Raw genomic sequence first — 13,028 nt, 5'->3', positions numbered from 1 at the left:
GTTCGACCGCGGCACCGTCGTGGCCGATCGCGCCGTTCCCCGCACCCCCTTCGGGGCGCCACCACAGCACGGCAACCGGCCAATGCCTCGTCGTTCGGCTGCGGCGCCGTCGTGGCTGGTTGCGCCGTTCCCCGCGCCCCTTTCGGGGCGCGGCCGGTAACCAATCGGCGAACGCCGTGCCCGTCAACACCCCGTCATTCGGCCGCCACGCCATCGGGGCGCGGGGATGCTGCTGGTTCTATGGCTGTTTGCGTACGCCCTGGGACAGTTCCTTGGCCAGTTTGTGGATGGCTGTCAGTGCGGTGGGGTGGTCCGGTGCTTCCAGGATTCGTTTGACGAAAGCCGAGCCGACGATCACGCCGTCGGCGAAGCCGGCGACCTCGGCGGCCTGGGTGCTGTCGGAGACTCCTAGGCCGACGCAGACGGGCAGGTCGGTGCCGGTGGCGCGGGTGCGTTCCACCAGGTCCTGGGCCTGCGCGCCGACGGACTCGCGGGTGCCCGTGACGCCCATCAGCGAGGCGGCGTAGACGAAGCCGCTGCCGGCCGCGGTGATCTCCGCGAGCCGGGCGTCCCTGCTGCTGGGGGCGACCACGAAGACCGTCGCGAGGTCGTGCTTCGCGGCGTGCTCGCGCCACAGCGCCGACTCCTGGACCGGCAGGTCGGGCAGGATGCAGCCCGCACCGCCCGCCTCCGCCAGCTCGGCGGTGAAGCGTGCCACGCCGTAGCGGTCGATGGGGTTCCAGTAGGTCATGACGAGGACGGGCTTCCCGGTCGCCTCGTGGGCCTCCCGGACGGTGCGCATGACGTCGGCGATCCGGACGCCGCCGCGCAGCGCGATGTCGTCGGCGGTCTGGATGACCGGGCCGTCCAGGACCGGGTCGCTGTGCGGCAGCCCGACCTCGACGACATCGGCACCGCCGTCGAAGACGGCCTTGATCGCCTCGATACCGCCGTCCACGGTCGGGAACCCGGCCGGGAGGTAGGCGATGAGGGCGGACCGCCCCTCCGCCTTCGCGGCGGCGAGCGTGTCGGTCAGCAGCTGGATGTTCCCGCTCACTTGGCGTCCCCCTCGGTCTCGGCGTGCGCGTCGGTGTCGTACAGGCCGAAATAGCGGGCGGCCGTGTCCATGTCCTTGTCGCCGCGGCCGGACAGGTTGACCAGGAGCAACCCGTCCTGGCCCAGCTCCCTGCCGACCTCCAGGGCACCGGCGAGCGCGTGGGCGCTCTCGATCGCCGGGATGATGCCCTCGGTGCGCGACAGCAGGCGCAGCGCCTGCATGGCCGCGTCGTCGGTGATCGCGCGGTACTCGCCGCGGCCCGACTCCTTGAGGTAGGAGTGCTCGGGGCCGACGCCCGGGTAGTCCAGGCCGGCCGAGATCGAGTACGGCTCGGTGATCTGGCCCTCGTCGTCCTGGAGCACGAAGGAGCGGGAGCCGTGCAGGATGCCGGGCTCGCCCGCGGTGAGGGTGGCCGCGTGCTCGCCGGTGGCGACGCCGTGCCCGGCGGGCTCACAGCCGACGAGGCGGACGCCGGTGTCCGGGATGAAGGCGTGGAAGAGGCCGATGGCGTTGGAGCCGCCGCCGACGCAGGCGACCGCGGCGTCGGGAAGCCGACCCGCCCGCTCCAGGAGCTGGCGGCGTGCCTCCACGCCGATCACCCGGTGGAAGTCGCGCACCATGGCGGGGAACGGATGGGGTCCGGCCACGGTCCCGAACAGGTAGTGGGTGTGGTCGACGTTGGCGACCCAGTCCCGGAAGGCCTCGTTGATGGCGTCCTTCAGGGTGCGGCTGCCGGACTTCACGGCGACGACCTCGGCGCCCAGCATGCGCATCCGGGCCACGTTCAGGGCCTGCCGCTCGGTGTCGATCTCGCCCATGTAGATGGTGCAGTCGAGCCCGAACAGCGCACAGGCGGTGGCGGTGGCGACGCCGTGCTGGCCCGCGCCCGTCTCCGCGATGACGCGGGTCTTGCCCATCCGCTTGGTGAGCAGGGCCTGGCCCAGCACGTTGTTGATCTTGTGGGAGCCGGTGTGGTTAAGATCCTCGCGCTTGAGGAACACCCGGGCGCCGCCGGCGTGCTCGGCGAACCGCGGCACCTCGGTGAGCGCGCTCGGGCGGCCGGTGTAGTGGACCAGGAGGTCGTCGAGCTCGCGGGCGAACTCCGGGTCGTGCCTGGCCTTGTCGTACTCGACGGCGACCTCGTCCACGGCGGCGACGAGCGCCTCCGGGATGAACTTGCCGCCGAACGCGCCGAAGTAGCCCTCGGCACTGGGGATCCGACCCTCCGGGTCGGGGATGAAGAACTCGCTGGGCATGCGGAAACCTCACGGTGAGCTTGTGGAAAGACACTCAGCGCCGTGGGGAGCGGGCTCCGTCAGTCGGCTGCGGGACCGTGGTCGCCGGTCGCGCAGTTCCCCGCGCCCCTTCGGAGGCGCTGCCATCGACGGCCGTTCACCTGCCCGGGCTCGTCACCGATGACGTAGCGCACCCGGCGCCCGTGCACCCGGCGGGCGGGCGCGCGGCAGCCACGGGGACGGCAGCCGCGCGCAAGGCGGGCGTACCGGTCCGTGGTCGGCACGGGAGTCGTCGCAGTCATCGGTGCTCAGCCTACCGGGAGATCAGTTCCGGCCGTGCCGCAGCGCGGGGTGCTCGCCCGCCGCCACCAGGTCGGCGACGGCCGTCCTGGGGTCGCGCCCGGTCACCAGGGACTCACCGACCAGGACCGCGTCGGCGCCCGCGTTGGCGTAGGCGATCAGGTCGTGCGGGCCGCGGACGCCGGACTCGGCGACCTTGACCACGCTGTCCGGGATCTCCGGGGCGACCCGCTCGAACGTGCCGCGGTCGACCTCCAGGGTCTTCAGGTTGCGCGCGTTGACACCGATCACCTTGGCGCCCGCGTCCACCGCGCGGTCCACCTCGTCCTCGTCGTGCACCTCGACGAGCGGGGTGAGGCCGATGGAGACGGCCCGCTCGATCAGCGACTCCAGGGCCGGCTGGTCGAGGGCGGCGACGATCAGCAGCGCGAGGTCGGCGCCGTACGCCCGGGCCTCCCACAACTGGTACGAGGTGACGATGAAGTCCTTGCGCAGCACCGGGATGTCCACGCGGGCCCGGACCGCCTCCAGGTCGGCGAGCGAGCCCCCGAAGCGGCGCTGCTCGGTCAGGACCGAGATGACGGCCGCGCCGCCCGCCTCGTAGTCGGCGGCAAGCCCGGCCGGGTCGGCGATCGCGGCCAGCGCGCCCTTGGACGGGCTGGAGCGCTTGACCTCACAGATGACCTTGACGCCGTCGCCGCGCAGGGCGGCCACGCCGTCCTTGGCGACCGGCGCCTTCGCCGCGCGCTCCTTGAGCTCGTCGAGGCTGACGCGCGCCTGCCGATCCGCCAGGTCGGCACGGACTCCGTCGATGATCTCGTCGAGCACACTCACGCGAGCGGCCCCCTTCCGGGCGGTTGTTCCTGGGGGTCGGAACCCCGTGGTCACTGCGATGGTATCCGCAGGACGGCGAAGGCTCCGCATCCGGTTGCCGCCGGTCCTATTACCTGGACGCCACCCTGTCGATCAAGGATGCAACCAGCCACCGAACGGCAGGTTCCGGACAACGGTGAAGACCAGCAGCGCCGCCCCCAGGCTCCACAGGTGTACCGGCCCCAGAGGGAGCCGCATCGGCCGCCCGCGCACCGCGCGGATCACCCAGACGGTCCACAGGACGGCGAAGGCGAGGTAGGCGGCCACGGCCGGGGCGTTGGCCTGGAGCGCGGCCGTGAGGTCCCCGTGGATGAAGGCGTGCGCGCTGCGCAGTCCGCCGCAGCCGGGGCAGTACAGGCCGGTGTAGCCGTACAGGGGGCACACCGGGTAGTGGCCGGGCTCGTTCGGGTCGACCGTTGCGACGTACGCGAAGGCTCCGGCGACGGCCGCGAGGAGGCCCGCCGGGACCGCGAGCCGGGCGAGGACGGCCGCGCGGTCCTGGCGCGGCACCAGGTGCTCAGTGTCGGCGTTCACGTCTCGCATTGTCCCCCCTGTGGCCGTGGACGCACGTGAGGGGCGCAGCGGCCGCCGGTGCGGTGCCGTGGCGCCCCTCCACGAGGTCGTGACGCGGCGGTCGTCCGGCGGGTCAGCCGGTGCCGGGCCGGTTACGCCGGGTCAGCTCTCCGCGGCGGCGGGCTCGGGCGTCACCGCGGCCCGGGTCTGGGGGACCTGGTGGGCGTCCTTCGGCTGACCGAGGCCCATGGAGCGCATGACGGCGCCGACGACACCGCCGAGCACCACGATCGCCATGCCGGCCCAGAAGCCGATCGGCTGCGCCATCACCATGAAGGCGCCCGCGACGCAGAACCCGATGAAGGCGATCATGACACCGGTCCAGGCGGCCGGGGTGTGACCGTGGCTGCTGCCCGCCATTTCTTGCTCCTCGTTGCTGTGTGCGTGTGTGAGCCGGACGCTCATCACCGTCCATTGTCCCGTACGGCTACGCCCGACGTGAGCAGGGGTAGGTTCCGACGAACGTCTACTTCGCCACACCACCGGCACACAGCGCCCCGAAGGGGGCGCGGGGAACGGCGCGCTCGGCCGCGATGGCGTCGCAGACGTGCGACGGCTGACGGCGGCTCTTCCGGCTGCCGTGTCCGTGTGCCCCGTCAGGGGCGCGGGGAACTGCGCGACCAGCCACGACGCAGCCGCACCCGACCGACGACCCAACCGGGACGACCGAAGCCCGCCCCGCTTCGAAGGCGCACCCGAAGGGGCGCGGGGAACTGCGCGATCGGCCACGACGAATCCGCACCCCACCGACGACCCGGCACAGCCCAACCAGCGGAGCGCCTAGCGCCTACGTGGGGTCCTCGCCGCGGTCCAGGGCCTTCCACAGGTCCTCGGGCCGGTCGGGGTCGGCGGCCGGGGCGGTGCGGCGCGGGCGGGCCGTGCCGCGTTCGTAGCGGCCGGACATGGCGGGCCACAGCCGGCCGTAGCGCAGCGCGAGGAGCCCGGCGAGCAGGAGCAGCACGCCGCCGACGGCGGCCACATAGGGCCAGGCCGTATAGCTGAGCGCGGCGACCGTGGCGGAGGTGTCGCCGGAGGCCTCGGCGGCCTTCTCGTCGAGCGCGGAGCCGTCGGAGGCGCCGGTCAGGGCCGCGGCGACCGTACCGGCGCCGGACAGCGCGAGCAGCGCGGCGACGAGCAGTCGGCCGCCCTTGCGGACGGCGAAGACGGCGACGAGGGCGGCGAGGCCCACTATGGCGAGGGCCGCGGGGACGCCCGTCACGTCGCTGCCCCTGGCGGTGAGCGGGAAGGCCCCGCCGGCCACCGTGGCGGTGCCCTCCGACCAGCGCTGGCGCGTGGCGAGCAGCGCCACGGCGGCGCCGAGCGCGCCGCTCAGCAGCGCCACGGCAAGGCTCCGCCGGCCGGCCCGCGCGGGTCCTAGGGCTTCGGAACGGGGGTGAGGTACGGCTGTCACGTACTCCACTATCGCCTGAACCCCAGGCGTTACGTCACCCGGGGTTCACTCGGTCCCTTCCGAGACGGTTCGCGGTGTGCACCGCGCGGAGCACCGCCGCCGCCTTGTTGCGGCACTCCTGGTCCTCGGCGACCGGGTCGGAGTCGGCGACGATGCCCGCGCCCGCCTGGACGTAGGCGGTGCCGTCGCGCAGCAGCGCCGTACGGATGGCGATGGCCGTGTCGGAGTCACCGGCGAAGTCCAGATAGCCGACGCAGCCGCCGTACAAGCCGCGCCGGGACGGTTCGAGCTCGTCGATGATCTGCATGGCGCGGGGCTTGGGCGCGCCCGAGAGGGTGCCCGCGGGGAAGCAGGCCGTCAGCACGTCGAAGGCGGTGCGGTCGGGGGTGACGCGGCCGGTGACCGTGGAGACGATGTGCATGACGTGCGAGTACCGCTCGATGGACATGAAGTCGACGACCTCGACCGAGCCGGGCTCGCAGACCCGGCCGAGGTCGTTGCGCCCGAGGTCGACGAGCATCAGATGCTCGGCGCGCTCCTTGGGGTCGGCGAGCAGTTCGTCGGCGAGCGCCTGGTCCTCCTGCGGGGTGGCGCCGCGCGGCCGGGTGCCGGCGATGGGGTGGACCATGGCCCGCCCGTCCTCGACCTTGACCAGCGCCTCGGGGGACGAGCCGACCACGTCGAAGGCGCCGCCGGCCCCGTCGGGCAGCCGGAGCAGGTACATGTACGGGGACGGGTTGGTGGCCCTCAGCACCCGGTACACGTCCAGTGCGCTCGCCGTGCACGGCGTCTCGAAGCGCTGCGAGGGGACGACCTGGAAGGCCTCGCCGGCCCGGATGCGCTCCTTGACGTCCTCGACGGCCTCCCGGAAGTCGGGGCCGCCCCAGCGCGCGGTGTACGGGGGCAGTTCGGAGGGCGGCAGCACCGCGGGGGGCTGGGCGACCGGGCGGCACAGGTCGGCCTCCATGGCGTCCAGCCGGGCCACGGCGTCCGCGTACGCCTCGTCGACGCCGGTGTCCAGGTCGTTGTGGTTGATCGCGTTGGCGATCAGCAGGACCGTGCCCTCCCAGTGGTCCATCACGGCCAGGTCGCTGGTGAGCAGCATGGTCAGCTCGGGCAGCTGCAGATCGTCCCGCTCGCCGGGTCCGATCCGCTCCAGGCGGCGGACGATGTCGTAGCCGAGGTAGCCGACCATGCCTCCGGTGAAGGGCGGCAGGCCCAGGTCGTGGGCGAGGTCGCGGGGGGTGTGCAGGGCCTCGACGGTGGCGCGCAGGGCGGCCAGCGGGTCGCCGCCGACCGGGACGCCGACGGGCGGGGTGCCGAGCCAGTGGGCCCGGCCGTCCCGCTCGGTCAGGGTGGCGGACGACCGTACGCCCACGAAGGAGTAACGGGACCACTGAAACGCGGCGCGGCCGTTCTCGGCGGACTCCAGCAGGAAGGTGCCGGGGCGCTCGGCGGCCAGCTTGCGGTACAGCGCGACCGGGGTGTCGCCGTCGGCGAGGAGCGTGCGGGTGACCGGGATGACCCGGCGGTCGACCGCCAGCTTGCGGAACGTCTCAAGATCCATGGCGGCAGACCTTACTGACCCGCGCTCTTCGCGCGCGCCCGCGGGGAGCCGGAGTCCTGGGCGGCGGCGGCCGGCGCGCCGGGGCCGGCGTCCTTGAGGAGCACATCGGCGTCGAAGCAGGTGCGGGCGCCGGTGTGGCAGGCGGCGCCCACCTGGTCGACCTTGACCAGCACGGTGTCGGCGTCGCAGTCGAGGGAGACCGACTTCACCCACTGGACGTGGCCAGAGGTGTCGCCCTTGACCCAGTACTCGCGGCGGCTGCGGGACCAGTACGTGCAGCGGCCGGTGGTCAGCGTGCGATGCAGCGCCTCGTCGTCCATCCAGCCCAGCATCAGCACCTCTCCGGTGTCGTACTGCTGGGCGATGGCCGGGAGGAGCCCGTCGGCGCTGTGCTTGAGGCGCGCGGCGATCTCCGGGTCGAGGCTGCTGGGCTGCGGCGTGCTGGTCATGGGTGCCATTGTGCCGCGCGGCACCGACAGTGCCGGGACCTGTCCAGTGGGTGGGCGCCCTGGGGGTGGCGGCCCGGGGCGACGGGTGGGCGAAGCGGGAGCCTGGTCGTAGGCTGACGGTATGTCGACCTTCGCCAAGCGTGAACGGCTTCTGCTCGCCGACCTCTTGGAAACCACCGGCCCCGAGGCGCCGACCCTCTGCGAGGGCTGGCAGACCCGTGACCTCGCCGCGCACGTGGTGGTGCGCGAGCGCCGTCCGGACGCCGCCGGGGGTTCGCTGATCAAGCAGCTCGCGCCGCGCCTGCAGAAGGTGATGGACGAGTACACCGAGAAGCCGTACGAGGAGCTGATCCAGCTGATCCGTACCGGCCCGCCGCGTTTCTCACCCTTCCAGCTCAAGCAGATCGACGAGGCCGCCAACACCGTCGAGTTCTATGTCCACACGGAGGACGTCCGGCGCGCCCAGCCGGACTGGACGCCGCGCGAGCTCGACCCCGTCTTCCAGGAGGCCCTGTGGTCCCGGCTGGAGCGCACCGCCCGGCTGCTGGGCCGGGGCGTGCCTACGGGCCTGGTGCTGCGCCGGCCCGACGGCCAGACGGCGGTCGCCCACCGGGGTGCGCCCGTGGTGACGGCGACGGGCGAGCCCTCCGAGCTGCTGCTGTTCGCTTTCGGCCGGCAGAGCGCGGCCAAGGTGGATCTGGAGGGCGACGAGAACACGATCGCCAAGCTGCGGGAATCCAAGCAACTGGGCATCTGACCCACGCGGAACGCCTCCGGCGCGACACCGGAAGTCTCGGGCGCGCCGGGGCTGCCGCGTGGGGCGCTGAGCATCCGAGCGGCGCTGCCCGCCGCCCCCGGCATGCCGCGCTGCGGCCGACAGCCCCACGACCGGACCCACGCCACCTGGGCATCATGGGCGCCCGGTGTCTGAGGCGCGCCCGGCCGTCGCCCCCATGGGGTATCCGGCGGGGCATGCCGCGCTGCGGCCGGACAGGCGTCGCCTGGGCATCATGGGCGCCCCAAACCTGCCGTGCGGGGCCCTGGGCCTCCAAGGCACCCGCCGGCCATCGCCCACATAGGCAGCCCCACGGCCAGACCCGCGCCAGCTAGGCACCACGAACGCCCGCGTCTGAGATTCGGTGGGCTGGCCCGGTCGGGGGTCCGGGGCGGGGCGTCAGTGGGGTAGTTCGGCTTGGCGCAGGCTCGGTACGGACAGGGCGACGACGCCGCCGAGTCCGCACACCACGGCGCTGACGACGAACACCGGGCCCAGGCCCCAGGCGCCGATCGCGGCCGCCGCGACGGGCATGCTCAGCGGGGCGAGGCCGAGGCTGACCAGGCCGGCGACGGCGGTGACCCGGCCCAGGTAGGCGGGGTCGGCCTGGGTCTGCAGCAGGGCGCCGCACAGGGCACCGCTGAGCCCGGCGAGCAGCCCGACGAGCAGGGCCACGCCGACGGCGGCGAGGAGGTACGGGACGAACGCGAGGGCGCCGATCGCGACGGAGCCCGCGAGGATCGCGGCCCCGGCGACCAGGCCGGCCCGCGGCAGCCGGCCCCGGACCGCCAGCAGCAGCGACATGGCACCCGCGCCGGCGCCGAAACCGGCGAGCACCCAGCCCATTCCGGACGCGCCCCAGCCGCGCCGATCGGCCAGCAGGGTCAGGCCGACATTGAGCGGGCCGACGAACCCCAGGTCGCCGAGCGCGATGGCCACCATCAGCGGGGCCAGCACCCGGTGCCGCCGGATGTAGCGCAGCCCGCCCACCAGATCGCCCCAGGCCCGGGACCGGACCGCGGGACCGGCGGACGGCTCGACGGCACGTGGCTCGGCAGCATGTGCCTCGACGCCATGTGCCTCGGCCACATGTGCCTCGACGCCATGTGGCTCGGCCGAGCGCGGCTCCGCGGTGTGCGGCTCAGGTATCCCTGCGGCGGCATCCCGGCCGGGGACCGTGGGGTCGGCCGGCAGGGCTCGGACCCGTACCGAGATCAGCAGCGGCACCGACGCGGCGATGAGCAGGCCCGCGAGCCCGAACGCGGCCGCCGCGCCGCCGAGCGCCACGCCCAGGCCGCCGAGCGGGGCGCCGACGACGTTCGCGAAGCGGATGGACAGCCCGCGCATGCCCTGCACCCGGGCCAGCTGGTCCTGGCCGGTGATCCGGGTCGGAAGGGCGCCCACGGCGGGCATGAACATGGCGTCGACGGCGCCGAAGACCAGGGCGAGCAGGGCCAGCGACCACAGGCCGGGACGGGCGAGGAGGAGCAGCGCGGCCACCGCGACGACCGCCGCGCAGCGCACCACGTCGCTGCCGATGACGACCCGGCGCGGCCCGAACCGGTCGGCGACGACGCCGCCCCCGAGCATCAGCAGGGCCCGCGGCAGGGCGCTGGCCGACATGACGAGACCGGCCTGGGCCGGCGTCCCGGCCTGGACGGCGGCCCAGGACAGCGCGATGTAGTAGACGTTGTCGCCGAGCATGGAGCAGGTGTAGGCGCCCAGCCAGCGCAGCACGTTGGGGTCGCGGTGGGCGGGGCGCGCGACGGCGGCGCCGGGCGCGGTGGGCGGCGCGGTGGCGGTGGGCAAGGCGGCGGCCTCTCTCAGACGCGGAACGGGAATCCGTACACGTGCAGCGCGACGTTCTCGCGCCCGGCGGTGTCGCCGACGGCTTCAGCGGCCCGGCTCTGCTCCTCGTACCTGCGCAGCAGCGCCATCAGCTCCTCACGCAGCTCGTCCAGTTCGGCCGTCGTGAGCCTGACCAGCGACTCGCTGTCCAGCGCGGCGGAGTTCCACTCGGCGCTCCAGGTGACCCGCTCATCGAGATAGCGCCGGTACAGGCCGGCGCGCTGAACAGGGCGTCACCGCACAGGGTGGCCGGCCTCTCGCAGAGCCTGTTTCACCTGGGGGATCCGTAGGTCGCCGAAGTGGAAGACGGAGGCCGCAAGGACCGCGTCCGCGCCGGAGGCGATGGCCGGCGCGAAGTCCGCCAGCTTGCCCGCGCCGCCGGAGGCGATGACCGGGACGGTGACGTGCTTGCGCACGGCCGCGATCATCTCCAGGTCATAGCCGTCCTTGGTGCCGTCCGCGTCCATGGAGTTGAGCAGGATCTCCCCCGCGCCCAGTTCGGCGGCCCGGTGCGCCCACTCGACGGCGTCGATGCCGGTGCCGCGGCGCCCGCCGTGGGTGGTGACCTCGAAGGCGCCCGGCCGGCTGCGCCGCGCGTCGACCGAGAGGACCAGCACCTGGCGCCCGAACCGCTCGGCGATCTCGCGGATCAGCTCGGGGCGGGCGATCGCCGCGGTGTTCACGCCCACCTTGTCGGCGCCCGCCCGCAGCAGCTTGTCCACGTCCTCGGCGGTGCGCACACCTCCGCCGACCGTCAGCGGGATGAACACCTGCTCGGCGGTGCGGCGCACCACGTCGTACGTCGTCTCGCGGTTGCCCGAGGATGCCGTGATGTCCAGGAAGGTCAGCTCGTCGGCGCCCTCGGCGTCGTACACCTTGGCCATCTCGACGGGGTCGCCCGCGTCCCGCAGGTTCTGGAAGTTGACGCCCTTGACGACCCGGCCGTTGTCCACGTCCAGGCAGGGGATGACTCGGACCGCCAGGGTCATGAATCCACGGCTCCTCTTGCTGTGTCTTGCTGCGTGCGGCCCCGGAAGGCCTCCAGTTCCACTTCGACCAGGATGCGCGGGTCGACGAAGCCCGCCACGACCAGCATGGTCGAGGCCGGACGCACGGAGTCGAACAGCTCCTTGTGGGCCCGGCCCGCCTCGTCGACGTCCCGCAGATGGGTCAGATACATCCGGGTCCTGATCACCGACCCGGGCCCCAGCCCGAACTCGGCGATCGCCTCCAGCGCGCCGGTGAACGCCACCTTCGCCTGCTCGTACGGGTCGCCCTCCCCGTACAGCACCCGGCCCTTGAAGGCCGTGGTGCCCGCCACCAGCACCCGGTCGCCCGCCGCGACGGCACGCGCGAAGCCGAAGCTCTCTTCCCAAGGACTTCCGCTCTGCACGCGCCGCACGGCTTCGGACGTCATGACGACACAGCCTCCAGGGCCTCTTCCAGGGTGAACGCCTTCGCGTACAGGGCCTTCCCGACGATGGCGCCCTCGACACCGAGGGGCACCAGTTCGGCGATGGCCCGCAGATCGTCCAGCGAGGACACGCCGCCCGAGGCCACGACCGGGCGGTCGGTGGCACCGCAGACGTTCTTCAGCAGCTCCAGGTTCGGGCCCTGCAGCGTGCCGTCCTTGGCGATGTCGGTGACGACGTAGCGGGCGCAGCCCTCCTTGTCGAGGCGCGCCAGCGTCTCGTAGAGGTCGCCGCCGTCCCGGGTCCAGCCGCGCCCGCGCAGCGTGGTGCCGCGGACGTCAAGGCCCACCGCGATCCGGTCGCCGTGCTCGGCGATCACCCCGGCGACCCACTCGGGGCTCTCCAGGGCGGCGGTGCCGAGGTTCACCCGGGTGCAGCCGGTGGCGAGCGCGGCGGCGAGGGTGGCGTCGTCCCGGATGCCGCCGGACAGCTCCACCTTGATGTCCATCGCGCCCGCGACCTCGGCGATCAGCGCGCGGTTGTCGCCGGTGCCGAACGCGGCGTCCAGATCGACCAGGTGCAGCCATTCGGCGCCCGAGCGCTGCCAGGCGAGGGCGGCCTCCAGCGGGGAGCCGTACGAGGTCTCGGTCCCGGACTCGCCGTGCACGAGGCGGACCGCCTGGCCGTCCCGGACGTCGACGGCGGGAAGGAGTTCGAGCTTGCTCACAGTGTTCCGATCCAGTTGGTGAGGAGCTGGGCTCCGGCGTCGCCGGACTTCTCGGGGTGGAACTGCGTCGCCCACAGGGCGCCGTTCTCCACGGCCGCCACGAACGGCGTGCCGTGCGTCGACCAGGTCACCTTGGGGGGGCGCAGCAGCGTGTGGTGCGCCTCGAAGGTCCAGTCGCGGACGGCGTAGGAGTGCACGAAGTAGAAGCGGGCGTCCGCGTCCAGGCCCGCGAACAGTTCGGAGCCGGGCGGCACGGCCACGGTGTTCCAGCCCATGTGCGGCACGATCTCGGCCTCGAGCGGCTCGACCGAGCCGGGCCACTCGTCGAGGCCCGCGGTCTCCACGCCGTGCTCGATGCCGCGCGCGAACAGGATCTGCATGCCGACGCAGATGCCCAGCACCGGGCGCCCGCCGGACAGCCGGCGGTCGATCACCCAGTCGCCGCGGGCGGCGCGCAGGCCCCGCATGCAGGCGGCGAAGGCGCCGACGCCGGGCACCAGCAGGCCGTCCGCGTTCATCGCCTTGTCGAAGTCACGGGTGATCTCGACCTCGGCTCCCGTACGGGCGAGGGCGCGCTCGGCGGAGCGGACGTTGCCGAAGCCGTAGTCGAAGACGACGACCTTCCTGGCTGCGCTCAATTCCACACCTCCAGCCGCAGCACTCCGGCGACCAGGCACATGGCCGCGCCGATGGACACCAGCACGATCATGCTGGTGGGCATCTTCTGCTTGACGAAGGAGATGATGCCGCCGACGAGGAAGAGTCCGACGACGATCAGCAGGGTGGACAGTCCGGTCATGG

Annotated in this window: 16 protein-coding genes and 1 pseudogene; 1 reads left to right on the top strand and 16 read right to left on the bottom strand. The window is 73.2% G+C overall.

Going from position 1 to position 13,028, the window contains the following annotated elements; genetic code table 11:
• Positions 1 to 238: 238 nt before the first annotated feature.
• The 9 genes from trpA to hisI form a co-directional block, all read right to left on the bottom strand.
• Positions 239 to 1,057, bottom strand: coding sequence for a tryptophan synthase subunit alpha (trpA, locus tag CTZ28_RS04965; RefSeq protein WP_121887976.1), 819 nt, complete (start codon positions 1,055 to 1,057; stop codon positions 239 to 241).
• Entirely contained in the window at positions 1,054 to 2,313 is a 1,260-nt protein-coding gene (gene trpB, locus CTZ28_RS04960) for a tryptophan synthase subunit beta (protein WP_121887975.1), read from the bottom strand. Before trpB ends, trpA begins: the two co-directional genes overlap by 4 nt.
• A gap of 59 nt (positions 2,314 to 2,372) precedes the next feature.
• Entirely contained in the window at positions 2,373 to 2,594 is a 222-nt protein-coding gene (gene trpM, locus CTZ28_RS49460) for a tryptophan biosynthesis modulator TrpM (protein ID WP_121887974.1), read from the bottom strand.
• A 22-nt stretch (positions 2,595 to 2,616) separates the two neighbouring features.
• Complete coding sequence (gene trpC / locus CTZ28_RS04950; RefSeq protein WP_121887973.1) at positions 2,617 to 3,426, bottom strand: indole-3-glycerol phosphate synthase TrpC; 810 nt, start codon at positions 3,424 to 3,426, stop codon at positions 2,617 to 2,619.
• A 132-nt stretch (positions 3,427 to 3,558) separates the two neighbouring features.
• On the bottom strand, positions 3,559 to 4,008 hold the full coding sequence (locus CTZ28_RS04945; protein ID WP_121887972.1) for a DUF2752 domain-containing protein: 450 nt from the start codon (positions 4,006 to 4,008) through the stop codon (positions 3,559 to 3,561).
• A 132-nt stretch (positions 4,009 to 4,140) separates the two neighbouring features.
• Positions 4,141 to 4,398 carry an HGxxPAAW family protein gene (locus tag CTZ28_RS04940; protein WP_121887971.1) on the bottom strand — a complete coding sequence of 86 codons (258 nt, stop codon included), beginning with the start codon at positions 4,396 to 4,398 and terminating at the stop codon, positions 4,141 to 4,143.
• Positions 4,399 to 4,825: 427 nt separating this feature from the next.
• Positions 4,826 to 5,458, bottom strand: coding sequence for a TIGR02234 family membrane protein (locus tag CTZ28_RS04935; protein WP_121887970.1), 633 nt, complete (start codon positions 5,456 to 5,458; stop codon positions 4,826 to 4,828).
• 25 nt (positions 5,459 to 5,483) lie between these two features.
• On the bottom strand, positions 5,484 to 7,016 hold the full coding sequence (locus tag CTZ28_RS04930; protein WP_121887969.1) for an anthranilate synthase component I: 1,533 nt from the start codon (positions 7,014 to 7,016) through the stop codon (positions 5,484 to 5,486).
• 11 nt (positions 7,017 to 7,027) lie between these two features.
• Positions 7,028 to 7,465, bottom strand: coding sequence for a phosphoribosyl-AMP cyclohydrolase (gene hisI / locus CTZ28_RS04925; RefSeq protein WP_121888109.1), 438 nt, complete (start codon positions 7,463 to 7,465; stop codon positions 7,028 to 7,030).
• Between the two features lie 121 nt (positions 7,466 to 7,586).
• On the opposite strand from hisI, the gene CTZ28_RS04920 reads away from it, so the two are divergent.
• Positions 7,587 to 8,222, top strand: a complete 636-nt coding sequence (locus CTZ28_RS04920; protein WP_121887968.1) for a TIGR03085 family metal-binding protein — start codon at positions 7,587 to 7,589, stop codon at positions 8,220 to 8,222.
• Positions 8,223 to 8,639: 417 nt separating this feature from the next.
• Here the strand turns inward: CTZ28_RS04920 and CTZ28_RS04915 are convergent, their stop codons facing one another.
• From CTZ28_RS04915 to CTZ28_RS46845, 7 genes and pseudogenes are all read right to left on the bottom strand, one after another.
• Positions 8,640 to 10,049: an MFS transporter gene (locus tag CTZ28_RS04915; protein ID WP_310887590.1), complete on the bottom strand. Its 1,410-nt coding sequence runs from the start codon at positions 10,047 to 10,049 to the stop codon at positions 8,640 to 8,642.
• Between the two features lie 14 nt (positions 10,050 to 10,063).
• Positions 10,064 to 10,312: pseudogene (locus CTZ28_RS04910) on the bottom strand (transcriptional regulator); the annotation flags it as partial.
• A gap of 9 nt (positions 10,313 to 10,321) precedes the next feature.
• Entirely contained in the window at positions 10,322 to 11,077 is a 756-nt protein-coding gene (hisF, locus tag CTZ28_RS04905; RefSeq protein ID WP_121887967.1) for an imidazole glycerol phosphate synthase subunit HisF, read from the bottom strand.
• Entirely contained in the window at positions 11,074 to 11,505 is a 432-nt protein-coding gene (locus tag CTZ28_RS04900) for a RidA family protein (protein ID WP_121887966.1), read from the bottom strand. The genes hisF and CTZ28_RS04900 overlap by 4 nt, the downstream gene beginning before the upstream one ends.
• Positions 11,502 to 12,227 carry a bifunctional 1-(5-phosphoribosyl)-5-((5-phosphoribosylamino)methylideneamino)imidazole-4-carboxamide isomerase/phosphoribosylanthranilate isomerase PriA gene (gene priA, locus CTZ28_RS04895; RefSeq protein ID WP_121887965.1) on the bottom strand — a complete coding sequence of 242 codons (726 nt, stop codon included), beginning with the start codon at positions 12,225 to 12,227 and terminating at the stop codon, positions 11,502 to 11,504. The genes CTZ28_RS04900 and priA overlap by 4 nt, the downstream gene beginning before the upstream one ends.
• Positions 12,224 to 12,865, bottom strand: coding sequence for an imidazole glycerol phosphate synthase subunit HisH (hisH, locus tag CTZ28_RS04890; protein WP_121887964.1), 642 nt, complete (start codon positions 12,863 to 12,865; stop codon positions 12,224 to 12,226). Before hisH ends, priA begins: the two co-directional genes overlap by 4 nt.
• On the bottom strand, positions 12,862 to 13,026 hold the full coding sequence (locus tag CTZ28_RS46845; protein WP_183154269.1) for a hypothetical protein: 165 nt from the start codon (positions 13,024 to 13,026) through the stop codon (positions 12,862 to 12,864). Before CTZ28_RS46845 ends, hisH begins: the two co-directional genes overlap by 4 nt.
• Positions 13,027 to 13,028 lie beyond the last annotated feature (2 nt).

Source organism: Streptomyces shenzhenensis (genome assembly GCF_003688995.1).
In the GTDB taxonomy this organism is placed as follows: Bacteria; Actinomycetota; Actinomycetes; order Streptomycetales; family Streptomycetaceae; genus Streptomyces; species Streptomyces shenzhenensis_A.
Note: the sequence above shows the minus strand (reverse complement) of the source record. Positions and strands in the feature narration are given on the sequence as shown.